Consider the following 26104-nt stretch of genomic DNA (forward strand, 5'->3'; position numbering starts at 1 on the left):
ATGATAAAGCTCTTTGTTTGTCTGGCATTAAAAATAAAAGCCCTGAAAAGTGACGTTTCACCTTTCAGGGCTTTTATTAGTTTTCTATGATGTCTTTACGATTTTTCTTAAATATCTTCGATAACACCTCATAAACGATAGGAACAACAATTAATGTTAGTAAAGTTGAACTTGTTAAACCGCCGATTACGGTAATACCGAGACCTTTTGAGATTAAACCGCCGCCGCCTTGACCAATCGCTAATGGGATTAACGCACCGATCGTTGCGATAGCTGTCATTAGAATTGGACGCAGACGCGTTGCCCCAGCTTCTAATACTGCTTCACGCATCGTCATACCATCACGTTCCATATGAATAATCCGGTCAACGAGTACAATGGCATTTGTTACAACAATACCAATTAACATTAATAGACCCATCATGACTGAAACAGAGATGGTTTCATCCGCAATCAATAAACCTACAAATGAGCCAATTACCGCAAATGGTAATGAGAAAAGGATTGCGAACGGTGCGACACCTTCACGGAAGGTTACAACTAGGATAAAGTAAACAATCGCAATCGCTGCAAGCATAGCCATACCAAGCTGTGTGAATGTTTCCGTCATATCCGCCTGGACCCCGGCAACGCCGATGGTAACACCTTTTGGTAAATCTAATTTATCAATTTCTTTATCTACCTCGGCTGTAGCTTTCGATATATCTTTATCAAGGATGGTTCCTGATACGGTTGCATAGTATTCACCTTTACTTCGTGCAAGTGTATTCAGTGTTGTACCTTTTTCAACTGTTACTAGTTCAGATAAAGGCATTGTCGTACCAAATGCTGTCGGTACTTGTGTTGCTAAAATATCGTCAATTGATTTTGGCTGTGCAGCCTGTTCCTGCTGAACGATTACTTCTAATTCGTTACCGTCCTTTTCAACTGTTGTTAATACATCTTTAGTCGAAATTGGGTTCAACATCATGACGATTTGACCTGTTGTTAAACCATACTGCAGCAATTCATCTTGTGCTACTTTGAATGTATATTCAACGTATGCTTCCTCAGCACTTGAAGAAACATCTTCTAAGCGATCATTTGTGCTCAGAACGTCTTCTACCATTTTTACAGCTTCATTTAGTTTATCTAAATCTTCACTGTAGAACGTGTAGCTAACTTCATTTGAACCCATTGAAGTAGGAGCGAAGTTTTGTGACTTCCATTCACCTGTCTGTCCGATATTAAACACATATTCTTCAATTTCCTCACGGACTTCAGGGAAGTTCTCCATTTCTGGGTCAAAAATAAGGTACATTAACGCACCGTCTCCACCGCCGCCCATCATAGCGGCCATCGGATCTCCACTTTCTGTTACAGATATCTGAACGATGTCGATATCATCGCGTTTTAGCATTTCTTCTTCTACTGCTTCAACGTTTGCCAATGTTTCATCCTTAAGCTCACCTGCTTTTGGTGTGTACGTTAAGTACATGACCTTTTCTTCTTCACTGCCCATAAAGCTAAAACCGATTAATGGAGTTAACGCTAAACTGCCTGCTAATAACACAATAGCGATAATGGAGGTAATCACTTTATGATTAAGTGTCCATCCAAGAACTCCTTTGTACCAGTTAGCCAATTTGCCAGCTTCTTTATGGCTGCTCTCAGTCTTCTCACTATATAATTTTTTCTTAAATAGGAAGTGAGACAACGCAGGAACGATGGTAATAGCCACAACTAACGAAGCCCCAAGAGCAAACGTCATGGTTAGTGCAAACGGCATGAAGAGCTCACCGACCATACCGCCAACAAAGATAAGAGGTGCAAATACTGCAACCGTAACTAATGTAGAGGAAAGGATGGGCTTAAACATCTCAATTGTCGCTTCGCGGACAAGCGCACGACCTGACAATTTTTCCTCTCTTAAATGAAGTCGTCGATAAATATTTTCAACTACAACAATGGAGTCATCAATTACACGTCCAATGGCAACCGTAACGGCACCAAGTGTCATGATATTAAGGGTTATTTCCATCCAGTTAAGCAGCAGAAATGCCATGAAAATGGAAACTGGTATCGATACGATTGAAATAATCGTTGATTTAATATCACGTAAGAATAAAAGGATAATCAATACAGCGATTAAACCGCCGAATAATGCCTTTTCAACCATCGTTGAAACGGATTTTTCAATTGGAGCACCTTGGTCGAGTGAAACTTCGATAACAAGGCCATCAATATTTTTCTTTTCTTTGTCAATTAAATCCTTCACACTATTTACAACATCGACAGTGTTTGCTTCTTGACCTTTGACAATTTGAATAGCAATCGCGTCTTCACCATTTGTACGTGAAATCGATTGTACCTTACCTACTACTTCAATTTCAGCGATATCGCTTAGCTTCACAAATGGCAGCGGCTGGTTTGCAGAAGGTGTTACAGGAATAAGCATTCCCTTCAATTCGTCCGCCGTCATGAACTTGCCATCTATCGCTACAGCTTGTTCGCCTGCTTCGAATTCGTAAAGACCTAATGAAACGGCAAGATCACTTGCTTGAATCATTTGTTTAACAGTATCTTCTTGTAAGCCATATTCAGCCATTTTTACATCGTTATACGTAAGCTGAACTTCTTCAATATGTTGGCCTGTAATGGTGGCCGAGGCTACACCATCAATCTTCTCGATTTTTGGAAGGATAATATCCTCCACAGTGGACGTTAGTTCAACGATATCCTCTGTTGTACTGCTTATACTAAGTGCAGCAACTGGCATCATGTTCATGCTGATTGCTGTAATAATTGGTTCTTGTGCATTTTCTGGCAGTTTCACGGCCTCTAAGGCAGATTTTAATGCACGATTTGCTTCGTCCATATCTTCACCGTATTCATATTCTACTTGAATACTTGCCATATTCGCATTTGAATTGGAATAAACGGATTTAACACCCTTAAGGTTTTCTATCGCTTTCTCTAAAGGTTTGGAAACATCCTCCATCACTTGCTCTGGAGTTGCCCCTGGATAAACATCCATTACCATTAGATATGGAATTGAAATATCTGGAATTGTCTCCATATTCATTCTTGTACCTGAATAAATACCAGATACTGTTATAATTATTGTAAGTAACCATACTGCTAGTTTGTTTCCTAGAACAAAGTTAACTAAACCTTTCACACTTACACCTACCCTTAATTGACTTATCTAACCCATTTACTTATAATACTGACTAACCGGTCATCTGTCAATGATAGAAGCTAGGAGTGAAGAATAGACCATGAAAAAACAATTGATAATGGAAAAAGCAATAGAGCTCTTTGCTAAACAGGGATTTGAAGCTACTTCTGTCCAACAAATAACTGAGCATTGCGGCATTTCTAAAGGTGCTTTTTATTTGTCTTTTAAGTCAAAGGATGAACTGATCCTTGCGATAATAGACGACTTTATGATTCAATTCACTACGGATATTGACTATCTGGTCAGGAATAGTGCAAATCATCAAAATCTACTATATGAATTTTATATTGCGATATTTAGTTCTTTTCAAAAGCATTCTGATTTTGGAAAAATTCTTATTAAGGAGCAATCTCGATCATTCAATGAAGATTTCATTCTCAAAATCCGTTTCTACGACAGATTAATGGAGAAAACGATTCTTTCGATGGTGGAGCATTTGTATGGAGAAAATGAAATAAAAGAGATAAAATATGATTTAGTATTTTGTATCAAAGGATTTATAAGTATGTACTCCCAATTATTTTTATTCTATAATGTACCATTAGATTTGGACTTATTATCACAAACGCTAGTGGAGAAAACAAATATCATAGCAAGAAATTCTACTGTACCCTTTATTACAAAAGAGCATATCCAGATGTTCGAAAACCCGCTGGGTGAAGATGTAACGAAGGAACAGATTCTTGAATTGATACAACAAGAGATGGCAGAAATGAAAGAGTCTATTGAACAGGAATCATTACAATTGTTAAAACAAGAGCTGCTTGAACCAACTTTACCAAGGGCGATTGTTAAGGGGTTATTGGAGAATATAAGAAATCATCCTCAAACTAAATGGATTTCTTATATTCTGCGTATTTTCTATAAGATGTAGATATAAAGGGGGGTAATAAGTGATTGTACTAACAGAAGCAGCTGCTGCCGAAATAAAAAATAGGCTGGAACAATCAGATTCAGCGAAGTTTATCCGATTACAAATGCGTAAAAGTTGTTTTATGAAGGTGAAGTTAACGCTAGAAGCAGCTATCCAGTCAAATGATAGTAAAATCGTGAAGGATGATTTAACGTTTATCATCGACAATGGTGAATGTCATTACTTCAGAGATAAAAAGTTAGACTTTATACCGGACCAAACCGGTTTTAAACAATTTGAAGTGTTGTAAGTCATCTATATACAAAAAGAGCCCAATTCCCAAAAAGGAATTGGGTTCTCTTTTTTTTATTAAATTATGTCAAAATAATGAACTTAAACTAATTGACATACAATAAAATGCGGGTTAGTATAAAAGTATCGATTAGAAATTTACGAACGCTATTCGATAATGGCGAACGAGAGAAGGATGGTAATGTCTGAACGTTTAATTCAATCGATTGAAAGGGCAGCAGATGTCCTGGAATTGTTTTTGAGCACGAATCCAGAACTAAGTGTCAAAGAGATAAGTCAGCATTTAAACCTATCAAAAAGTACTGTTCATGGGATCATCAAGACTTTAGAACATAGAGGGTATCTTCAGCAAAACCCAGATGATTTAAAGTATAAGCTTGGGATTAAACTTTTCACTTTAGGTAATTTTGTGGCAAAACATCTCGATGTTGGAAAAATAGCTAGACCAATCATCAGGGACCTGGTGAATGAGTTAAATGAAACCGTTCACTTAGTTACCTTACAGCGAGATGAAATTATTTATATCGAAAAGGTAGAAGGCCCTAGAGCACTAACCATCTATTCACATACTGGTAAAAGAGCACCTGTGCATTGTACCGGTGTGGGAAAGGCTATTCTTGCCCACTTAAGTGAAAATGAGGCTGATAGACTATTATCATCTGCGAGTTTAGAAGCATTTACCGAGTACACGATGACAGATATTAATGAAATTAAACAACAGTTGATTTCGATTCGTGAGACTGGTTATGCTGTCGATGATGAAGAGATTGAGTTAGGGCTTAAATGTATTGCTGCGCCCATATTCAATCATAAAGGAAATGTAATCGCTTCAATTAGCTGCGCCGCACCAAAGATGAGACTTGATGAAGAGAAGCTTCCACTAGTGATAGCTGGTATTCAAAGGGCGGCATTTGAAATTTCAAAGGCATTAGGGTATAAGGATGAATTTATCTAATAGAAGCAAAATCTAATCAACTAAAAAATATTAATATTTAGGAGGAGAATTATTTTGTCAAAAGTTAAAGTTGCTATTCTTGGCTCAGGTAACATTGGTACAGATTTAATGATTAAACTCGGACGCTCTGAACTATTAGAGTTAACCGCTGTGATTGGGATTGACCCGCAATCAGACGGATTACGCCGTGCGAGAGAAATGGGTTATGCAGGGGTAGACACCGGAATTGATGGTTTTCTAGCAGATCCTACATTAGAAGCTGATATTGTGTTTGATGCCACTTCAGCAAAAGCTCATCTTTATAATGCAAAGGTATTAAAAGAGGCAGGCATTAAAGTAATTGATATGACTCCTGCAGCGGTTGGACCATATGTATGTGCTGCGGTTAACATTGACGAGCATTTGGAGAAAGAAAATATCAATTTGATTACATGTGGCGGACAGGCAACCATTCCAATGGTTCATGCTGTAAACCGTGTAAGCCCAGTAGAATATGCTGAAATCGTTGCAACGATTTCAAGTAAGAGTGCTGGTCCAGGAACTCGTGCGAATATCGATGAATTTACTGAAACAACTTCTCGTGCGATTGAAGTAGTAGGAGGGGCTAAAAAAGGGAAGGCTATCATGATCTTAAACCCTGCTGAACCTCCAATCATGATGCGTGATACTGTGTATACACTTGTAGAAGAAGGGAAATTGGACGAGGAAGGTATTAGAAAATCGATTGCTGAAATGACAGAAGTCGTTCAATCCTATGTTCCAGGTTACAAGCTTCGTACAGAACCTATTTTTGAAGGAAATAAAGTAACCATCTTTATTCAAGTAGAAGGTGCTGGAGATTACCTGCCTAAGTATTCAGGAAACCTTGATATTATGACAGCAGCAGGCGTGAAAATTGCAGAAGAGTTTGCTAAAAATCTATTAAAGAAAGAAACAGTATAAGCTGTAGAAAGGGGAAAATGAAAATGACAAATGAAAGAGATATTCTTATCACTGAGGTTGCGTTACGAGATGGAAGTCATGCAGTCTCTCACCAATTTACAGTAGATCAAGTATTGAAAGTAGCTAAAGCATTGAATGATGCAAATGTTCCATATATCGAAGTATCACACGGTGATGGTTTAGCAGGATCTTCCTTACAATATGGCCTTTCCCGCACAAATGAAATGGAATTAATCGAAGCTGCCGTTTCTGTTGCAGATAAATCAAAAATTGCAGTCCTATTATTGCCAGGTATCGGTACACTGCATGAATTGAAAGAAGCAGCAAATTTAGGTGCCAAAATGGCGCGTATTGCAACACATGTTACAGAAGCAGACGTAGCTCCACAACATATTGCTTATGCAAAAGAGCTAGGCATGGAAACAGTTGGATTCCTAATGATGAATCATATGGCACCAGTTGATAAATTAGTTGAACAAGCTAAATTGATGGAAAGCTATGGAGCAGATACTGTTTATGCAGTAGATTCTGCGGGTTACCTTCTTCCAGGACAAGTTCGAGAAAGAATTCGTGCACTTAAACAATCAGTAGGTATTAATGTAGGATTCCACGCTCATAACAATTTATCATTAGCCATGGCAAATACGCTTGTAGCAATTGAAGAAGGTGCGACACGTATTGATGGAAGTGTCCGCTGCCTAGGAGCAGGTGCTGGTAATACACAAACAGAAGTACTTATCGCAGTTTGTGAACGGATGGGAATCAAAACTGGTGTAGATTTATATAAAATGATGGATTTAGCGGAAGATATCGTAGCTCCGCTATTGCAAGTACCGCAGGAAATTACAAAAGACAGTTTAACTCTTGGTTATGCGGGTGTTTACTCAAGCTTTGCCCTGCATTCAAAACGTGCTGCTGAAAGATATGGCGTAGATTCTCGTGATATTTTAATTGAACTAGGAAAACGTAAAGTAGTTGGCGGTCAAGAGGATATGATCGTTGAAGTAGCAGCAGAACTTGCAAAAGCAAAAAATAAGTAATCCGTAATGATTCAAAAAATGGTTTTCTAATTTTTTTATAAATAGAATGAATCACCTTTAAGTGAGGAGAGAAGAATTTTGAAATCATTTTCTGTACATGGAGCACCGAGTGAGTATATTTTCAGTGAAGGTGTTTTAGATCAGCTGCAATCAAAATTGGTCGAAAGAGGCTTAAAAAAAGTACTTATCGTTCATGGCGTAAAATCATGGGAGGCTGCTAAACCATTTTGGCCAGATCTGAACGATATCGAAGTTGAAGAATATGTCTATGGCGGGGAATGCTCTTTTTCAGAAATAGACAAAGTGGCTAATCTTGTTGAGGAAAATTCATTTGATGGTGTAATCGCGGTAGGTGGGGGAAAGGTTCTTGATCTTGTTAAAGCTGCATGTAATCAGACCCATCGCCAAGCGATCTTAGTTCCAACGCTTGCCTCAAATTGTTCACCATGGGCAGCAGTTAGTGTTCTTTATGATGATGCAGGAACTTTTATTCGATACGACGTTTATCCTGTAAGCGCAAGCCTTGTATTGATCGAACCTAGAATTTTGATTGATGCACCTGTAAATATGCTCATTGCTGGTATTGGTGATACACTTGCGAAGTGGTATGAAGCAGATGTTCAGATGTCAGGGATCGATAACAAGCCTGTTCCTTTACAAATTTCTTATTTTGCTGCAAAGCAGTGTAAAGATCTGCTGCTCGAGCATTCGAAGGGTGCTATAAGTGCCGCGAAAACTGGAAAATTGAATGATGATTTCATGAAGGTTGTTGAGACAATTATCACTATGGCTGGTTTAGTTGGTGGATTTGGCGATTATTATGGCCGGGTTGCTGGTGCTCATTCCATTCATAACGGATTAACGATCTTAGAAGAAACACATCATGCATTGCACGGAGAAAAAGTTGCATATGGAATTCTTGTTCAACTAGTACTTGAAGGAAAATGGGATGAAATTGAACAGTTAATTCCAATCTACCGTGACTGGGGGCTACCTATTTCTGTATCGGAAATTGGTGTGCAAAATCTGACTCAAGATATGATTACAGCAGTAGCTCAAAAAGCTGTTATTCCAGAGGAATCCATCCATGTAATGCCAATGGAAATCTCTGCGGAGAAAGTGGCTTCTGCCATTGCAGAACTTGAAAGTAAAGTAGCTGTTTTTAATTAGGGATTCATTAATAGTGGATGAAAGTGAGATTTCATCCACTATTAAACTGCTATTATCTTTATTTATCTTTTTCGAAAGCGTTTTAACTCATATTTTAAATTATTAATCTATTATATTTTTTAAAAATTGTTATTAAACCAAAGACAACTACTAGCTAGAGCGGGGGAAAATTTCATGGAGTTAGTAATTATACTATTAGCACTCGGAATGCTAATGTTCATCGCATACCGAGGATTCACAGTTATCATTTTTGCACCTCTTTGTGCGTTATTTGCTGTACTTTTAACAGAACCCGGATGGATTCTGCCTTTTTACTCGAATGTATTTATGGGGAAAATGGTTGAATACATTCAATTATACTTTCCAATCTTCTTATTAGGAGCAATTTTTGGTAAAGTAGTAGAAATGTCAGGACTTGCGAAAACCATTGCTTCTACTATTGTCCAAGCCGTTGGTCAAAAAAGAGGTATGTTAGCGATCGTTTTACTTGCTGCTATATTAACGTATAGTGGAGTTAGCTTAGTGGTTGTAGCATTCGCGGTCTATCCATTTGCTGCACATCTTTTCAGACAATCAAATATTCCAAAGCGTTTAATTCCAGGAACCATTGCACTTGGTTCATTCACCTTTACCATGGACGCCTTACCTGGTTCACCGCAAGTACAAAACGTAATTCCAACAACCTTCTTTAAAACAGATCTTTATGCTGCACCTACACTTGGGATTATCGGAGCTATCTTTATCTTCGTCCTCGGAATGTGGTATTTAAATTCTCGTCGTATTAAAGCAGAAAAAGCTGGAGAAGGTTATGACAGCTTCGGAACAATTAAGGATGACAGTGAAGTAACCATCGATTTAGGGGAACAAGAAAGTATCGGACGTAAGATCTTTGCTTTTGTTCCAGTTTTATTAGTAGCAGTTTTAAACAAAGTATTAACAACGATTATTCCAAAATGGTATCCAAATGGTTTCGACTTCCAAGCAATTGGAATGAATTTTCCTAGTATTGAAACTTCAAAAGTGATCGGAATTTGGTCTGTGGAAATCGCTCTTTTAGTCGGGATTATTGCTACGATTATTTATAATCGTAAACCTGTAATCATGAATTTCAAAGATGGAATGAAAGTCGGAGTTGCAGGTGCGCTGCTTGCTATTATGAACTCAGCTACAGAATATGGATTTGGTGCTGTTATTTCCAATTTACCTGGTTTTGGTATGGCAAGAGATGGGATTGCCAAAGTATTTGGTCACCCATTACTAAATGGAGCTGTTACAACTAACATTCTTTCTGCTATCTCTGGTTCAGCTTCTGCAGGTATTGCCATCACCCTTGGGATGATGTCGGAAAAATATATTGAACTAGCAAATCAATTCGATATTCCGCTTGAGGTTATGCACCGTGTTATCTCCATGGCTTCTGGTGGTATGGATACACTTCCGCATAACGGAGCTGTTATTACCTTATTGGCAATCACAGGTTTAACACATAAGCAATCTTACCGTGACATTTTTGCGATTACCATTATTAAAACAATTGCGGCGTTCTTTATCATTGCAGTTTACTTATTAACTGGAATTGTATAAGATATTCGAGCAAGCAGACAAATCCTTTTTTTTGAGGTCAAGTCTGCTTGCTTTTTTATTACTCTATAACCCCGGATTCAGAGATTTTCACCTCAGGTTTTATCTTTACTACAAGGTCTTTATATTGATTTTCTCTCCAATTGTTAAAATCAAAATTTCTGGTCTGTGTCTTAACAAAATGACCAAACCCGATTGGATCAATCTCTTTTTCTTTAAAACGGTTTATCATGGCAATGCATTCTTTACGAATATCTTTTTCAAACTGCTCTTGTAGTTTATGCATTAATTTAGGCGTGAGCTCTTGACCGGTAAATTCATTAATGACGCCCTCAACCTTTAAATGGACTGTGATTTCTGTTGGGTTCCTCTTTGTTAATTCATAGTTATGGGATGAATGAATGCTTCTTATAGCTGCCTCACCATTATCAATTTTGACTCGGTGCATTCCTTCACTGTATTTATCTACTAACAGCTTGAAAGAAAACATCTCATCCGGTTTGATAAGATCAACCATTTTTCCAGACCTTAGAAGGGAAATCCCGTTTATTGCCATCTTACCTTTTCCGATATGTTTTATTTGTGGAAGGAAGGGGGTTTTACCTTCTTGATAAAAATCAGCTAGAAACAATTGTAGATTTGTTTTTGGAAGATCTTCGTTTTTGACATTATGCTCTAGCAACTTCGAGATATAGTCGGCATTTCCTCTTATTCCGTAATCACCAGCTAGTAATTTCTTCGTTTCCCCGTCCACTACAGCTAAATAGAGACCAGCCCCTACAGCTGGATCTCTTTGAAAGGCATCAACTAATGGAAGAATTCCTACCTTTTCCGATAAAGTCTTACTAAATAAAACCACCTCAAGACTTCCGGTTACAATTGGGTCTGCAGCCTCGCGTTGTATGTCCTGAAGGATAGATTTCTTAATCTCAGCTTCAGCGGTGAAGGTATTGTTTTTAGGTGGTTGATCGGGAAGGTAGACGGGGATAACAACTGTACCTTGAATGTTTTCCTTATCGATATAGTCAAAGCCAATACCTTCAATTAGACTTATTTCATCTAAAATCTCCTTTTTGACACATCCAGTTAGGATGAATAGCAGGCAAATATAGCGTGAAATTTTAAGAATTGGTTTCACGAGTTCTCACCTTCTTTGCAATGAATGTACCTACAAACAATAATGGAATATATATGATAATAAGGTAATAACCAACCTTTGAGGTAATATCAGTCAGTATATTAATCTGTTCTCTTGTTATGAGCAAAGAGGTACCGATTAGACAAAGAATTGAGATGAATGGAACGGATGTTTTTTGGCGAATGGAGAATATTTGCTTCATCAATCTGCTTGCACTCCATATAGAAATACATATATTAGGTAATATCATTAAACTCCAGTTTGCGATTCCAATGTATTCAAAGCGTTCAACAAAGGGCATTTTAATAATTTTCCACATGGTTAACGTTGGCCAAACATGCTTTTGCAATTGTGCCTCAGAAAAATAGCCAAAGGCAAGGATTGCTAAATAGACACATATAATTGTTGTGAACAAAACTCCAAAATGAGCCCACTTTTTTGCCTTTTCTGGGTTTTGTATGAAAGGATAAAAAAATAATAATGTTTCAAACCCTAAAACGGAAAAAGTCATATCACGACTTCCCAGTAGTATCTCTTTTACAGAATGGTCGAAAATCGGAAGCAAATTGGTAAAGTCGGAATAACGGATAATAACAACAAATAAAATGGCGATATAGAATGGTAAAACAATCGAGAAAAAAGCAATTCCGGCAACGGTTCTAAAGCCGCCATTTACGATATAAATTACGAGTAAAAGGAATACCAGAGCAAACCAAAAGGTTTTTAGCTCTGGAAACATCCATACTTGTACAATTTCAATATAACTTCTCAAAATGGTTATGGACAACAAAAGAAAGTAAAAAATAAAAACACTGCTAATAAATTTTCCGATTTTCTCACCAAGGATAAAAGTGTGAATGGTAATAATGTCACCATCGGCTATTTTTATCATTTTTAACATCATCCATAAAATAATATGAATCATTATGCCCGCTAGGATAATGGATATCCAACCATCATAACCTGCTGATTTGGCTATAAATCTTTGAAACCCAAGAATACCTACCCCAAACTGCATAGAAGAGATAAGAAAAAATACAAGAAATGGGGCTATTTTTCTACTATCTGGAACATTAGAATTCATAACAAGAACCTCTATTCTTCTATATCTTTCTTGTCCTTTGCAGTTTTTTTGTGAAAACGATTCGGTTGTTTTGTATCCAATAGAAATGGTCGTTTTCTTTGTTTATGAAAGGATAGCCGTATAAAAGCATCCTTTAAGTCCATCCTTCTAGGAGGATACAAAGGCTCTAAATATGGTCTGCCTAGTGAAGTGAGACGAATAAGATGAGTGATTAAAAAACAAAAACATACTAAAATGCCTAACATGCCCCACAACTCAGCGAAAAGTAAAAAGGGAAACCGAAGTAATCGGATTGTGTTACCTATCCGGTAGACCGGTGTTGTAAAGGATGCTAGTGCTGCTAAGGCAATGAAAATTAATAAAATGTTACTCGTAAGACCTGCCTGCACACTAGCAGTTCCAATAACGATACCGCCCACGATACCGATGGTTTGACCAACCTTAGTCGGCAGCCGGGCCCCTGCTTCTCTTAAAAGCTCAATGGTCAATTCAAGAAATAGTGCTTCCAAAATAGGAGGAAAGGGAATAGCTCTTCTGGAAGCTACTAAGGTACTCATTAAGTCTTGTGGTATTAATTCATAATGGTAGCTGAGTGTTGCTACATATATGGGTGTAACCAAAATAGAAAATACAACAGCAAATAATCTAATTAATCGAAAAAAGGAAGATAGAATCCAATTTAAGTAATAATCCTCGAATGAGCTAAAAAACTCAACAAGAGTAGTTGGTCCAATTAATGCATGTGGTGAACCATCGACTAAAATGGCTACTTTGCCTTCGGCAAGGATGGCAGATATCCTATCTGGCCTTTCTGTATCAAGGAGTTGAGGAAAGGGCGAGTTTTGATTATCCGCTATGATTTGGACTATATACGAACTATCAGTTATTTCATCCATCTCAATATCCTTAATCCTTTGTCTAACGGTATCTACATTTTCCGTATTGGTAATACCTTCAATATAAAGAATGGCAATTTGTGTTCTTGAAAGTGTTCCAACGGTTAGTTTTTCAATGATTAATTCCTTAACAGGGACTCTTTTTCTAATAAGATTTATGTTCTGATTAAGGGATTCTACAAAGGATTCCTTAGGGCCAATGACACTAAATTCAACTTCAGGGAGGCTGACATTTCGCCCAATTACTTTTTGTGCTCCTAAAAAACAAAATCTGTTATCATTTCCGTTTACCGTTAACACCACAGAGCCGCTAAAAAGCCGTTCTTCAATAAGGGAGATATCCTCTGAAACTGTAATATCAGCAAGTGGGATAATCTCTTTTGCATCATCAATTTGTTTAAAGTTCTCTTCAAGTAGATAGGGAAGTACACTATCTTGTACGGTTTTTTCATCCACAAGCGTCGCTAAAAATTTCAAAGTAAAAGAGATGTTAGATTTTTTATTAAAATACTCAACGCATTTATAATCATGAGATTTTGCTAATGCCTTTTTCAAACTTTCTATTTCTGTATTTTTACTTTTAAAAAAATTAAACATACTTCTTCTCCTTTTTTGGAAGAGACTATATGTAGTGTTACCAAGATTGGAAAGTTTATGATACTGAACAGCCGGGGTTGGCAGTATAATAGTTGTAATATGGAATTCGGGGGAATTTTGATGAAACGTAGTAGCTTTTGTGGGCCATTGGCTGCCATTTTAGTTCCTTATCTAACTTTTGAGGCTTTTCATTTGGGTTATTTTAAGGATTTGTTTTTATCTAAACCAATGGAACATTTTTATATCGTAAGTCTAGTATCATTATTAGCCGCTATAATTTCTATTGCAGTAGGAGTTGCTGGGAGGAGAATACGTAATATACAAGTAAGTTTTCTCTCATTAGCGTTTCTATCTCTTGGATTAATGTTTTCAATCCATGGACTTTCTACACCTGATTTCATACATGGTTTCACGCACCTGCCAGGAATCTCTTCGCAATTTAGTGTGTTGCTGGCGGTTATTTGGCTATGGTTATCGTCATTGTCATCTGACCATCCAATTGTAGAATTTCTCGCAAGGAGGCAGCACTTGCTCCTACCTTTATGGACGGCAGCTTTAACTGTTTTTGGGACAATCGGAATGTTATTTCCGCAAATTGTTGACATCGTTCCTCTGAATGCCAATCCGTTGAATATCATCGTAACACTTATCATCTTACTGTTAAGTAGTGCTACGATTTCCTGTTATTATCAATCATATAGGTACACACGCTTTCCTCTGCAAATCGCTATTGTTTATAGTTCCGGCTGGTTAATGGTCTCGCAAATAATCATGGTAAGAGGGGTGCAGTGGTCATTCAGTTGGTGGATCTATCACTTTCTATTACTTGCAGCCATGATCATGATGATTATCGGCTTGGTTAAACAATATGCTGTACAAGGCACACTTGCTGAGTCAATTCGTTCCTTGTTTACCAATGACCCTTTTGAACGGATTACGAATAGTATTTCTCCTAGTGTTAAAAATTTGGTCACTGCAACGGAAAAAAAAGATACCTACACAGCAGGACATACCTTTAGGGTTACCATGTATGCGTTAAAGCTAGCGGAGGAACTTAACTTGAAACCTGAACAACTGCGGGCAATTGTTCAAGGAGGACTTGTTCATGACGCGGGTAAAATAAAAATACCGGATGAAATACTGAATAAACCGGCGAGATTACTTGATGAAGAAAGGGCCTTAATTGAAAAGCATCCTGTGTTTGGCTATGATATGTGCAGAAGCTTAGGATTTATGAAGGAGGAACTAAGCATTATTCGGTTCCATCATGAAAAGTGGGATGGCAGTGGATATCCAGATAAACTGAAAGGAAATGAGATTCCTCTCTATGCGAGAATCGTGGCAGTTGCGGATGTATATGACGCGTTGACATCTGAACGTTCTTATCGTAAGGCATGGACACATTTTGAAGCCATGAAGTACCTAAAGGAAAACATAGGAACCCATTTTGATCCACAATGTGTCGATGCATGGGAACAGCTTTGTACACGTTCCCCAGAAGTTTACCGGTATCCTTCTCAACTTATCAAAGAAGAGAAAACCATCCAAAAGCTCTCTGTATTTTAATGATTCATTGTTTTCGTAGAAAGTTTTGTTTTTGTTATATAAAGGATTCCTGGCAGTAAAAGAACAGATACAATGAACAAGATTATGGTCATTGAATTATGGTTACCATCATTGATCCCAGTTGCAAACATCACTCCAAAAATACTAGAAGCAAGGATATTTCCGATAAATCTAGATGTCATTAATAAACCGGAAGCAATGCCGCTGTCGGATTTAGAAATAAATGAATAAAGTATTGTTTGTAATCCGATGCTTAATATGCCATTGCTTAAACCTAGGATCGATAACACTATAAATATCCACGAAATCGGAGAGTTTTGGTTAATCGTCAATAATGAGATAACACCGATCAGGCCGATAACGGCACCCGAAAGTAAAGGTTTCAAATAACCTGACTTCTCCATCCAGCGTGTTGCAACTGGAGTAACAACCATGGCAAATATCGAAATAGAAAGCATAACCATGCCGGTTAATTTTGATGAAAGGTTTAGTAATAGTTGTAAATAGGTTGGCATCGATAGTAGCATGGAGAAAAAAACGATCGTCGAAAGCGCATATAAAATATAAATTAATGTTATATTTAGGTTTTTCCTCAAAAAGTTTACATTAATAAAAGGTACCTGGTTCTTCTTTTCATATTGATAAAATACAAAGGTTACTAGGATAGATGCTAGTAATGTCCATAGATTTAGTTCATTCTCTAAAGCTTGGAGGAAGAACATCCATAAGGATATTAATAAACCAAATAAGATAATTCCAATTCCATCCCACTTGAAGGCTTTTTCTGAGACCTTACTGTCCTTGGGTATGTATAGAAAAGCCAATATCGCAGATATCGTGATAATAGGGAAATTCACATAAAATATAATAGGCCAGCCGCCCTTTTGAATCAACAGTCCGCTGATAGTCGGACCGAATGCGGCAGAGGTGGTAGCGAATACAGATAGTGTGCCGATTACCCTATTTTGATTCTTTTCAATATAAGATCGAACCATTCCAATACCTGCAGGATAAAGAGCAGATGTACCAATAGCCTGAATTGCTCTCATTCCTAATAAAAATGGCATATTTGGAGATAAAGGAGCGGTAAAGGAAGAGATAGCAACTAAAATGAGACCTGTAATAAAGATTTTCTTTCTCCCGTAGTAATCACTTAATTTACCAAGCAGCGGCAGGAAAATGGCACTTACCATAAAATAGGAAGCGATTAACCAGGAAAGATCTTTTGAAGTAAGGTGAAATTCATTTTTTATTTCCGGCAATGCCACTGTGATCATCGTGGTATTTAATGGATTTAATATAACACCTAAAGCGATTGCAGTTATAATTAAATTGGGTTTTTTAACAAAAGAGGCATTCTTAATTGCTGACATGGTATTAACTCCTCTTTCCGAATCTTAAAAAATTTATCAAGAGTAAATCATATTGTTAATCATATCAATAAAAGAGAGCATTTCAATCGAAACGCTCTCTTTTATTGTAATCACGATGATCTTATCTAGTTAGATTATGATAATAAATGGAGTAAATCATCTTCTATTTTATTAGGTTCTGTGGTGGGTGCGTAACGCTCAATAACCACTCCATTTGAATCAACAAGAAACTTAGTAAAGTTCCATTTTATGTTTTTAGATAGAAGTCCTTTTTTCTGGTCTTTTAAGTAAGTGAATAAAGGGTCAGCCTCTTCTCCATTTACCTTGGTTTTTGCGAACATTGGGAAGGTTACTCCGTAGTTTAACTGACAAAATTGTGTAGTTTCATCGATATTTTCAAATTCTTGATTATTAAACTGATCGCACGGAAATCCCAAAATCTCTAAGCCTTGCTCTTTGTATTTATCATATAATTCTTGAAGTCCTTTAAACTGAGGGGTTAATCCACATTTGCTTGCCGTATTAACAATAATTAATGGCTTTCCTTCGTATTCTTTGAGTGATTTACTCTCACCATTTGTTGTTTTAACAGTAAAGTCATAAACCGTTTTCATTTGAATTCCTCCCCTGGAATGCTTACAGTGAATAATTATGTACGATAAGCTTAGCGATTTTATTAGCAAATAACAAGTAAAAAGCAGTAACCCATAGTAAATGAGATACTGCTTTTTACGTTAGATTATCGAATTCCTTTCATTAAGCCCTGAATTTTCGGAGCTAATGCAAATAGGATTATACTTAAGACGATAGCTGCACCGCCAATGACACCGAAGTAGGCCATTTCATTTTCAGGTGTATAAAATTTAACGACTTGTGCATTTAGAGCTTGAGCCGCAGCACTTGCTAAGAACCATAAGCTCATTGTTTGCGCTGAAAATGCAGCTGGTGCTAATTTGGTTGTTGCAGATAAACCAACAGGTGAGATACACAATTCACCAAATACGACAATTAAATAACTTAGTACAAGCCACATTGGGCTTACGAGTGAATCTGTACCGCCAAGGTATGCTGGTAAAAGAATAACGAGGAATGAAAGACCAGCAAACAATAGTGCCAATGAGAATTTTTGAGGTATTGTTGGCTGACGGTTCCCCATTTTAACCCAAATCCAGGCAAATACAGGTGCTAGAATGATAATAAATAATGGGTTCAAGGATTGGAACCAAGCTGGAGAAATCGTCATTCCCAACCAATCTAATTGGGTCCGTTTATCCGCATAATTGGCAAGAATGGTTGAACCTTGCTCTTGGATTGACCAGAACATCACGGCTGCAATGAATAATGGAATATATGCAATGATACGGGAACGTTCAACAGCCGTAGTTTTAGGGCTGCGATACATAACAACAAAATATATAGTAGGAATTAGAATCCCTAGAAAAGTAACGATATTAATAAAGCTTGCAAATGTTAAGATTCCCGCTGGAATTAATACTGCACATAAGACAGCTAGGACGACTATTCCAAATCCAATCAAAGTAAAAGTTTTCTTTTTTTCTGCCTTTGAAAGTGGGTTGGGAACATTGGTACCAGCAAGTCCAAGATTTTTCTTCTTTGTTACTACAAACATGATAAGTCCTGCGAACATACCAACAGCAGCAATTCCGAAGCCTAAGTGGAAGCTATAACCCATGACACTTCCGACTATGATTGGTGCTAAGAATCCACCCAAGTTAATCCCCATATAGAATATGGTAAAACCTGCATCACGACGGTCATCACTTTCGCTGTACAGATCACCGACAACAGTGGAAACATTTGGTTTCAGCAAACCAGTTCCGAGTACAATCAATACCATAGAAACAAAGAACATGGCTACGCTGCCGGGTATTGCAAGGACGGTATGACCGAACATAATAAATATTCCACCATAAAATATTGCTTTAGAGGTACCAAAAATCCGGTCGGCTAACCAGCCACCGATAATCCCGGACATATAAACAAGAGATCCATATATGGACATAATGGAAAGAGCAAGATTTTCATCGAGTCCTAGTCCGCCTTTTGAAACTTCGTAATACATATAGTAGACGAGGATTGCCCTCATTCCATAGTAAGAGAAACGCTCCCAGAATTCTGTAAAGAAAAGTGTGAATAACCCTTTTGGATGTCCGAAGAATCCTTTCTGAGGGACACTATCCACAATTTTCTGTCTATCGTAATTCGACATGATTCTACCTCCTTATATATTATATAATAATACTTTTGATTCTTTTCAATTGTCAAAAACTATTTTTGGTAATTGTAGATTATAAAGGTATAGAACATTGATAAATAGGGATTGTGGACTGCAAACAGATGAAAAGAAAGTTTTTTTAAAATAATAACTCTATTTTGATAAAATAGATAATAAACAAAATAGGCCTGCCATTAATTTAGATTGCTATACAATACGACGTAAAGAAGGTAAACTTAAGTTAATAAAACCAATAAGAAAGGTGGGTTTTAATTGTCAGATAATGTACGTTCCATTCCTAGACCACTTGTTAGAACGAACCAATGGGTGATTTTCATTAGTGCAGTTTTAGCCCTAATTTTCGCTGAAGGATGGTTTTTAATTGTTCCATTACTCGCAGGGATATCAGGAATTGTTTTTAAATATAATCCAATTATGAATATTGCCAAGCTCTTTCTTAAGAAAAAACAAAAAGGTTATATTCCAGAGGATTGGGAACAGCAGCAATTTAACCAGAAGATAGCTGTTTTCTGTTTGAGTGTTGGATTCATTAGTTTCCTGCTGGGGTGGAAAACCGCAGGATATGTGTTTACCATCATGGTTGGGACAGCAGCTTTTGTAGCGATTTTAGGATTTTGTATTGGCTGCTTTATTCATTACCAGTGGAAGATGTATCAATATAAAAAAGCCAATTCATAGCAGAAAAAGACTGATGCAAATCCGCATCAGTCTTTTCTTATACTATAAAACAGCTTTTGTCCTTAGTGAACGTCTTTGCCACGTGAATGTAATGAATAAAGTAACCACTAATAGTACAAATCCCAACACAAAGGGATAAGTGATTTTGATATCGTAAAGAAGTCCTGCAAGTGTCGGTCCAATTACGTTGCCAATACTCATATAAGCATTATTCATTCCCATTGCAAATCCCTGCTCATTGCCAGCAAGCTTTGAAATCAGTGTGTTGAGCACCGGGCGGAGAATGGAGGTTGATAGAAAAATAAAAAGAGAAATAATAAAGAATAGGTTGTAGCTCGAAGCGTAAAGTGAAAACAAAAATCCTGCGGCTGCTACAGCTATAAAAACATTCAATACTGAACTTTCCCCAAATCGGTTAACAATTTTATCAACAACAAAGAGCTGAACAATAACACTGACTACTCCGGTAGCTGTTACCATGATGGCAATATCCTTAGCGGAAGAGTGGAACTGGTTGTCAAGGTATAATCCAATGACCGATTCATATGCAATTAAGCCGAAACTCATTACTAGCGTAATAATGAGTGGAATAAAGTAAGGCATTTTCACTGAACGGGCGATTTTGCGAGCCATAGACTCATCAGGGTGTAAATCAGCTGCCATATCGAATTTCTCTGTTTGACTCTCCTTAAGAAGAAGAACTGAAAACAATACGGAAACAAGTGAAACTAGTGCAGATATTAATATAGGAAATTTCAAACCGAATTCTGCTAAAAATCCTCCGATTCCAGGACCCACGACAATCCCGAGCGACATCGCTGCCGAAACTAAGCTATTTCCTTTGGCACGCTGCTCAATGGTCGTAATATCCGCTATATAAGCAAAGATTGCTGGTACCAGCATCGCGCAGCCAATTCCTCCGACAGCACGAGAGGCATATAATACCCCAATCGAATTCGAAGCGTAAAAAATAAACATCGACAGGGTAAGACCTGCCAGTCCATAAATAATCATTTTCCTGCGTCCATATTGATCTGTCCATTTACCTGCAATCGGGGAAAAGATGAACTGCGCGCCTGCAAAGATGGCAATGAACAGTCCAGCTGCAGTTCCGCCTTGATTAATCGATTCCAAGTAGGCTGGTAAAATCGGGATGATGATTCCAAAACTCCCAATTGCGATAAACATGTTGATCATCAACATGGTAATTTTCTTTCGTTGTTCTCCTGTCATCATAAGCCACCTTTCGAGTTAGGGGTTTTTCGTTTACTTGTAGTGTTAACCCTTTTTCACTGCTATCTATCATATATAGGGAGACAGGTTTTTGTCAAAGAGAAAGAAAATTCAAGCAAAGGAATTTTCTGATTGAATTTTGTTAGAAAATTGTTGAAGTTTAGCAATTCCAAAGGTGTTTTACTATGATATCGTTTAAGTATGAACATGGAGATTCATGCAGAGGGGGGTTCAAATACGATGAAGAGGCAATTAAATAATGGCCTTATTGTCCAAAAGGAAAAGGAAATTGTCACAGAGATGATTAATCTTTATTGTAAAAAGAAGCACCATCAACAACAAGAGGTATGCAAGGATTGTCATAACCTAAAAACCTATGCTTTAATGAGACTTTCACTTTGCCGTTTTGGCGAAGAAAAAAGTGCCTGTTCTAACTGTACTGTTCATTGTTATAAGCCAAACTATCGTTTGGAAATGAAAAAGGTCATGCGATACTCTGGACCATGGATGATGCTATATCACCCGGTCTATGCCGTGAAGCATTTGCTGAACAAGCCTAAAACACAACTGAAATAACCTTAGCAGCATGGGAATATGCCCATGCTTTTCTATATTTTAATACAAAGTTTTTCTAATATTTGGTATTATTTAACTAATACAAGACATGGAGGGGTTTGGATGACAGGGACAATCGCAGTTATTATGGTATTTTCGATTCCGATTATCGCAATTTTAACAGGCCATTTTCAGAAGCAATCAAAAATTAAGTACAAAATCATTGAAGGGGAATTAGAATTAGAGAAACTTAAACACCAAAACTATTTAATCGAAACCGAAAGAATGAGGCTTGAACTTGAGCAAATGAAGCTAGAAGAGCCTCAGGATAAAATTAAATTGGTGTAATAAGCAAAAAGAGTGTGAAATCATCAGGAGTTCCAATGATTTCACACTTTTTTTTATTTAGTCATGGTTGATGGATTTATTTTTCCAAGTGCCTCTTTATTGCAAATAACAAATAGCTGGGCTTCCTCTGGAATGGGTTCATCGAGTTTTTGGTTGATTTGTAGGTTCCCTCTGTCTGCAACAAGTGTGGCCCCTTTATTGAGAAGATCTAAATAGGCATCCCGGTATGTTTTCCAGTCAGCTTGTTTTGCGATTTCATACATGGATTCTTCATACTGACTGCTCATCAGTTCCGAATACATATTGGTAACCCCATGAGAAAATAACGAACGGACGGCAGCATGAGAAATCATTTCTTGTGTTGGAATGAATTCATCTACCTTTACATGTTGGAATAACCGAATATGTTTTTGGTAGACCACCTCTGCTGTAACATGGATTGGAGTATTAAGCTTCTCTTCAATCGCCGTAATCGCTGTTGCAATTAGCATTGTTTTCCCGTCAACTAGCAGCGGGTCTTTAGAGCCAAAGTTATCTTGCAGAATTTGATCAGCAAAGATAATAACCCCTTTCGCTTCTGGTAAATTTGCTTGGAGCAGTGTCTCTTCCTCCGTTGCATCACCACGGACATAATATAGTTGTTTCTCCACCATTGGAGCATTTTCAAGTTCGTCAATAATAACAATGTCAACGGATTTATCTGATTTAAGGATTTCTTGGATGGCAAGTTTTGATTTGTCACTCCATCCAATGAGAATAATATGATTTTTTCCTGTATATTTCATTTTTCCTCCAACTTTAAGTTTGTCGAAAAGTGTGACGATTTTTAGCATTTTTCCAATAAACACACTGACAAGTCCAATTCCGGTTATATAAAGGATAATAGTGAAGGCCTGCCCCATTTGGGTAACAGGTGCATAGTCTCCAAAACCCACCGTAGCAAGGGTAGTCAACACCCAATAAATAGCGGTTAAATAGGTACCGAAGGTTTTTGGCTCAATGTATAAAGCAATATAGGCAGCAATTAAAACATACAAGATAAAAAGAGGGAAAAAAATTCTATTTCGTAACTTTGTTAAGTAATAGAGCATTTTTTTAAAGGGCATTCCCATGTTTTCTCCTAGCATTAGAATCATTGTATAAACTTATGTTCCCAAAAAAAGCCGGAAAATAATCATGATGGTTTTCTCCAATTAGAAAGCTTATAATGGAAACAAAATATTGCCTGTGGGAGTTGTGGAGACCGTTGTCAAACAGTTCATGGAAAGAAAAAAATATTGTTTTTATTGGTTTTATGGGGGCTGGCAAAACCACGATTGGAAAGTTAGTAGCCCAAAAGCTTTATCGAGATTTTATTGATATCGATGAGGAAATTGAAAAAGAATACAAGATGCCAATCCCTCAAATATTTGCTGAAATTGGTGAGAAAGCTTTTAGGGCCAAGGAAAAGGAATTCATTCAACGTCTATGTGACTATAAATTAAAGATTATATCTGTTGGAGGAGGAGCTTTCCTTCAAGAGGAAATTAGAAATGTTTGTCTCTCTTCCTGTATTGTATTTTATTTAGATATTACCTGGGATGCCTGGAAGAACCGTCTAGGTTTGATTGTTGACAGCCGCCCGGTACTTCATGGAAAGTCAATGGAAGAAATTGAAGAGTTATTTTACAAACGACAAGAAATCTATAAAAATAATTTTCACTCAACCATTGAAATTAGTCATCAAGATATGGAGGAATTGGCTGAAAGTATTGTCGAAAGCCTAAAATTAACTTGGGAGTTACATGAAACCAAATAAGGCTGGAGCGGAGGGGAGTATTTAATGAGAAAAACGATAACGGTAAAGGGTGTTACGATTGGAGAAGGGGAACCAAAGATATGTGTTCCAATCGTAGGGGGAAATCTAGAGCAATTAAAGGAAGAGGCGGTATTTTTAAGAACCGTAGACTTGGATGTCGTGGAATGGCGTGTTGATTTTTTTGAACAAGTGGAAGATATAGAGAAGGTAACAGAAGCGCTAGCTGCCATTCGAACGATACTAAAAGATATACCGCTTATTTTTACCTTCCGCAGCGCCAAAGAGGGTGGAGAAAAGGAAGTCAGCACCCATTACTATTTTCAATTAAATCAGACAATCGCTGAATCTGGACAGGTTGAAATGGTGGATGTAGAGTTATTTAACGATGAACATGACATTAAATCATTGATACATACAGCGCATCAGAATGATGTTTATGTAATTGTTTCGAATCATGATTTTGACAAGACGCCGGCAAAGGAAGAGATTATCTCTCGTTTAAGAAAGGCACAGGAATTGGGAGCAGATTTACCAAAAATCGCAGTAATGCCGAAAACCGCAGCTGACGTATTAATACTATTAGATGCAACCAATACAATGGTTGAACAATATTCTGACAGACCGATTATTACCATGTCAATGGCTGGAAGGGGTATCATCAGCCGCGTAGCTGGAGAAATATTTGGTTCAGCACTGACTTTTGGATCAGCTAAGAAAGCCTCTGCTCCAGGGCAGGTTCCTGTCGCTGAATTACGGAATATTTTATCACTTATAAATAGAAGTTTATAATCGCTTATTTTAAGAGGGTAAATACCTAGTCATGATAGGTGTTTACCCTTTTTACTTTTAGACAGACATGAGAGATCCTCGTGTCTGTCTATTTTTGTGTAAATTTCTATGGTTTGGGTTGATTCATTAAAGATAGTTGTCCATAGATTCTAGTGGATTTATTCCGGAAAAGGGTACAAACCCAAAGCGGGTGCAGTTCATAGTACATATAAATAAAGTACACTCAGACAACAGAGATAGATGGAAGGGGGGGACAGTAGCGGACTTGGGCCATCGAGGAGGTAGAGTCATCTCATGAAACTTCATGAAAAACTAACTAGATTGGAAGGCGAGTAAATATGATTCAACCTATGGTTTGGATGACCATTTTAGCATTTGTGGCCACACTCATCTTTATTCTGTGGAGACCTAGAGGAATTAACGAAGCCATTCCTGCCACAATAGGTGCGATTTTTGTGTTAATCAGTGGAAGTGTTTCGCTGACAGACCTTGGAATTATTACGGAAACAATCTCGGGTGCAGCGATTACCATAATGGCAACGATTATCATGGCTATTGTATTAGAAAGCTTTGGATTTTTTAATTGGGTAGCGGAGAAACTCGCTGCTAAAGCAAATGGGTCAGGTATAAGGTTATTCTGGTATGTCAACCTTTTATGCTTTCTCATGACGCTTTTCTTCAATAATGATGGAAGTATTCTAATCACCACCCCCATTCTTGTAATGTTATTGAACAATATGGGGTTAAAAAATCATCAAAAAATACCGTATTTATTATCTGGCGGATTAATTGCTACTGCTTCTAGTGCACCTATTGGGGTCAGCAATATCGTCAACCTGATTGCTTTGAAAATAGTGGAAATGGACTTGTGGCTGCACACGGCAATGATGTTTGTACCAGCAACGCTTGGTCTTTTGTTACTTGTTTGGCTTCTGTTTCTTCGCTTTAAAAAGGTTATACCAAAAACTGTTCCTGTTAAAGTAACCGGCTTGACGAGAAGCTCATATCATCCGCTTAAACCTGGTCCAACGTATGCCACTGAAAAGGATCGGTCTCGCTTTATGAGAAATGTCCTACTATTTGTATTTGCAGTACGTCTCAGTCTATTTGCCGCATCCTATTTTGCCATACCTGTATCGGTAATGGCCGTGATTGGATCACTTGTCCTTTTAGGCTGGAGATGGGCCTATTTGAAAGTATCACCGGTCGATATGCTGAAAAAAACCCCATGGTATATTCTTGTATTCGCCTTTAGTATGTATGTCATTATTTATGGCCTGCATAATATTGGATTGACGGATTTGCTTATTGAGTTTATGCGTCCAATGGTATCAGGAAGCCTGCTCAATGCGAGTGTGATGATGGGAGCACTATTAACGGTCCTCTCTAATATCTTTAATAATCACCCGGCACTTATGGTCGGAACGCTTACGTTAATGAATATGGATCTTAGCCCGCTAGCCTTAAAAGTTTCCTATTTAGCAAATGTCATTGGAAGTGATATGGGGTCATTATTACTGCCAATGGGAACACTTGCAACGCTAATGTGGATGCACATCGTTAGAAAGGGAAAAGTCATGATTACATGGTGGGAATATGTAAAAATCACCTTTGTTGTTATTCCTCCGGCCACATTGTTTACTTTAGTTGTCTTATATTATTGGGTTTCATGGTTATTCGGCGGAGCACTTCAGTAATGAGAAGTAAATGATCAAAAGG

At 37.5% G+C, this 26104-nt stretch carries 23 protein-coding genes; 14 read left to right on the forward strand and 9 right to left on the reverse strand.

Annotated features, from left to right (window positions below; genetic code table 11):
* Positions 1-76: 76 nt before the first annotated feature.
* A complete protein-coding gene (locus V7108_RS03320) occupies positions 77-3160 on the reverse strand; it encodes an efflux RND transporter permease subunit (RefSeq protein WP_335514448.1) in 3084 nt (1027 codons plus the stop codon).
* Positions 3161-3260: 100 nt separating this feature from the next.
* Here V7108_RS03320 and V7108_RS03325 point away from each other — a divergent pair, with 100 nt between their 5' ends.
* The 7 genes from V7108_RS03325 (at position 3261) to V7108_RS03355 (ending at position 10076) form a co-directional block, all read left to right on the forward strand.
* Complete coding sequence (locus V7108_RS03325; RefSeq protein WP_335514451.1) at positions 3261-4094, forward strand: TetR/AcrR family transcriptional regulator; 834 nt, start codon at positions 3261-3263, stop codon at positions 4092-4094.
* Positions 4095-4113: 19 nt separating this feature from the next.
* Positions 4114-4383 (forward strand): iron-sulfur cluster biosynthesis family protein, encoded by a 270-nt coding sequence (locus V7108_RS03330; protein ID WP_335514454.1) that lies wholly within the window; start codon positions 4114-4116, stop codon positions 4381-4383.
* Between the two features lie 183 nt (positions 4384-4566).
* A complete protein-coding gene (locus V7108_RS03335; protein WP_335514457.1) occupies positions 4567-5340 on the forward strand; it encodes an IclR family transcriptional regulator in 774 nt (257 codons plus the stop codon).
* A 54-nt stretch (positions 5341-5394) separates the two neighbouring features.
* Positions 5395-6282 carry an acetaldehyde dehydrogenase (acetylating) gene (locus V7108_RS03340; RefSeq protein WP_335514460.1) on the forward strand — a complete coding sequence of 296 codons (888 nt, stop codon included), beginning with the start codon at positions 5395-5397 and terminating at the stop codon, positions 6280-6282.
* A gap of 23 nt (positions 6283-6305) precedes the next feature.
* Positions 6306-7322, forward strand: coding sequence for a 4-hydroxy-2-oxovalerate aldolase (gene dmpG / locus V7108_RS03345; protein ID WP_335514462.1), 1017 nt, complete (start codon positions 6306-6308; stop codon positions 7320-7322).
* Positions 7323-7400: 78 nt separating this feature from the next.
* Positions 7401-8492 carry an iron-containing alcohol dehydrogenase family protein gene (locus V7108_RS03350; protein ID WP_335514466.1) on the forward strand — a complete coding sequence of 364 codons (1092 nt, stop codon included), beginning with the start codon at positions 7401-7403 and terminating at the stop codon, positions 8490-8492.
* Between the two features lie 174 nt (positions 8493-8666).
* Positions 8667-10076: a GntP family permease gene (locus V7108_RS03355; protein ID WP_335514468.1), complete on the forward strand. Its 1410-nt coding sequence runs from the start codon at positions 8667-8669 to the stop codon at positions 10074-10076.
* A gap of 58 nt (positions 10077-10134) precedes the next feature.
* Here V7108_RS03355 and V7108_RS03360 read toward each other — a convergent pair whose 3' ends face one another.
* The 3 genes from V7108_RS03360 to V7108_RS03370 are packed head-to-tail and all read right to left on the reverse strand — an operon-like array spanning position 10135 to position 13788.
* Positions 10135-11211 carry a Ger(x)C family spore germination protein gene (locus V7108_RS03360; protein ID WP_335514472.1) on the reverse strand — a complete coding sequence of 359 codons (1077 nt, stop codon included), beginning with the start codon at positions 11209-11211 and terminating at the stop codon, positions 10135-10137.
* Entirely contained in the window at positions 11195-12295 is a 1101-nt protein-coding gene (locus V7108_RS03365; RefSeq protein WP_335567352.1) for a GerAB/ArcD/ProY family transporter, read from the reverse strand. The genes V7108_RS03360 and V7108_RS03365 overlap by 17 nt, the downstream gene beginning before the upstream one ends.
* An 11-nt stretch (positions 12296-12306) precedes the next feature.
* Positions 12307-13788, reverse strand: a complete 1482-nt coding sequence (locus V7108_RS03370; protein ID WP_335514478.1) for a spore germination protein — start codon at positions 13786-13788, stop codon at positions 12307-12309.
* 120 nt (positions 13789-13908) lie between these two features.
* Here V7108_RS03370 and V7108_RS03375 point away from each other — a divergent pair, with 120 nt between their 5' ends.
* A complete protein-coding gene (locus tag V7108_RS03375) occupies positions 13909-15354 on the forward strand; it encodes an HD-GYP domain-containing protein (protein WP_335514479.1) in 1446 nt (481 codons plus the stop codon).
* On the opposite strand, the gene V7108_RS03380 is transcribed toward V7108_RS03375, so the two are convergent.
* The 3 genes from V7108_RS03380 to V7108_RS03390 all read right to left on the reverse strand — a co-directional run bounded on the left by V7108_RS03380 (position 15351) and on the right by V7108_RS03390 (position 18957).
* Positions 15351-16727: an MFS transporter gene (locus V7108_RS03380; RefSeq protein WP_335514483.1), complete on the reverse strand. Its 1377-nt coding sequence runs from the start codon at positions 16725-16727 to the stop codon at positions 15351-15353. The genes V7108_RS03375 and V7108_RS03380 overlap by 4 nt on opposite strands.
* A gap of 134 nt (positions 16728-16861) precedes the next feature.
* Entirely contained in the window at positions 16862-17341 is a 480-nt protein-coding gene (locus V7108_RS03385; RefSeq protein WP_335567353.1) for a glutathione peroxidase, read from the reverse strand.
* Positions 17342-17466: 125 nt separating this feature from the next.
* Positions 17467-18957: a peptide MFS transporter gene (locus V7108_RS03390; protein ID WP_335567354.1), complete on the reverse strand. Its 1491-nt coding sequence runs from the start codon at positions 18955-18957 to the stop codon at positions 17467-17469.
* Positions 18958-19236: 279 nt separating this feature from the next.
* On the opposite strand from V7108_RS03390, the gene V7108_RS03395 reads away from it, so the two are divergent.
* A complete protein-coding gene (locus tag V7108_RS03395) occupies positions 19237-19662 on the forward strand; it encodes a DUF4395 domain-containing protein (RefSeq protein WP_335567355.1) in 426 nt (141 codons plus the stop codon).
* Between the two features lie 42 nt (positions 19663-19704).
* On the opposite strand, the gene V7108_RS03400 is transcribed toward V7108_RS03395, so the two are convergent.
* A complete protein-coding gene (locus V7108_RS03400; protein WP_335514497.1) occupies positions 19705-20895 on the reverse strand; it encodes an MFS transporter in 1191 nt (396 codons plus the stop codon).
* A 240-nt stretch (positions 20896-21135) separates the two neighbouring features.
* On the opposite strand from V7108_RS03400, the gene V7108_RS03405 reads away from it, so the two are divergent.
* A complete protein-coding gene (locus V7108_RS03405; RefSeq protein WP_335567356.1) occupies positions 21136-21471 on the forward strand; it encodes a nitrous oxide-stimulated promoter family protein in 336 nt (111 codons plus the stop codon).
* Between the two features lie 102 nt (positions 21472-21573).
* On the forward strand, positions 21574-21798 hold the full coding sequence (locus V7108_RS03410) for a hypothetical protein (protein WP_335514503.1): 225 nt from the start codon (positions 21574-21576) through the stop codon (positions 21796-21798).
* A gap of 53 nt (positions 21799-21851) precedes the next feature.
* Here V7108_RS03410 and V7108_RS03415 read toward each other — a convergent pair whose 3' ends face one another.
* The gene (locus V7108_RS03415) at positions 21852-22904 is read right to left on the reverse strand and encodes a potassium channel family protein (RefSeq protein WP_335567357.1); all 1053 of its coding nucleotides are present in this window, start codon (positions 22902-22904) and stop codon (positions 21852-21854) included.
* A 101-nt stretch (positions 22905-23005) separates the two neighbouring features.
* On the opposite strand from V7108_RS03415, the gene V7108_RS03420 reads away from it, so the two are divergent.
* From V7108_RS03420 to V7108_RS03430, 3 genes are all read left to right on the forward strand, one after another.
* The gene (locus V7108_RS03420; RefSeq protein WP_438825646.1) at positions 23006-23596 is read left to right on the forward strand and encodes a shikimate kinase; all 591 of its coding nucleotides are present in this window, start codon (positions 23006-23008) and stop codon (positions 23594-23596) included.
* Between the two features lie 24 nt (positions 23597-23620).
* Positions 23621-24385 (forward strand): type I 3-dehydroquinate dehydratase, encoded by a 765-nt coding sequence (aroD, locus tag V7108_RS03425; RefSeq protein ID WP_335567358.1) that lies wholly within the window; start codon positions 23621-23623, stop codon positions 24383-24385.
* Positions 24386-24723: 338 nt separating this feature from the next.
* A complete protein-coding gene (locus V7108_RS03430; protein WP_335567359.1) occupies positions 24724-26082 on the forward strand; it encodes an arsenic transporter in 1359 nt (452 codons plus the stop codon).
* Positions 26083-26104 lie beyond the last annotated feature (22 nt).

It is taken from the genome of Neobacillus vireti, from assembly GCF_036962345.1.
In the GTDB taxonomy this organism is placed as follows: domain Bacteria; phylum Bacillota; class Bacilli; order Bacillales; family Cytobacillaceae; genus Neobacillus; species Neobacillus vireti_A.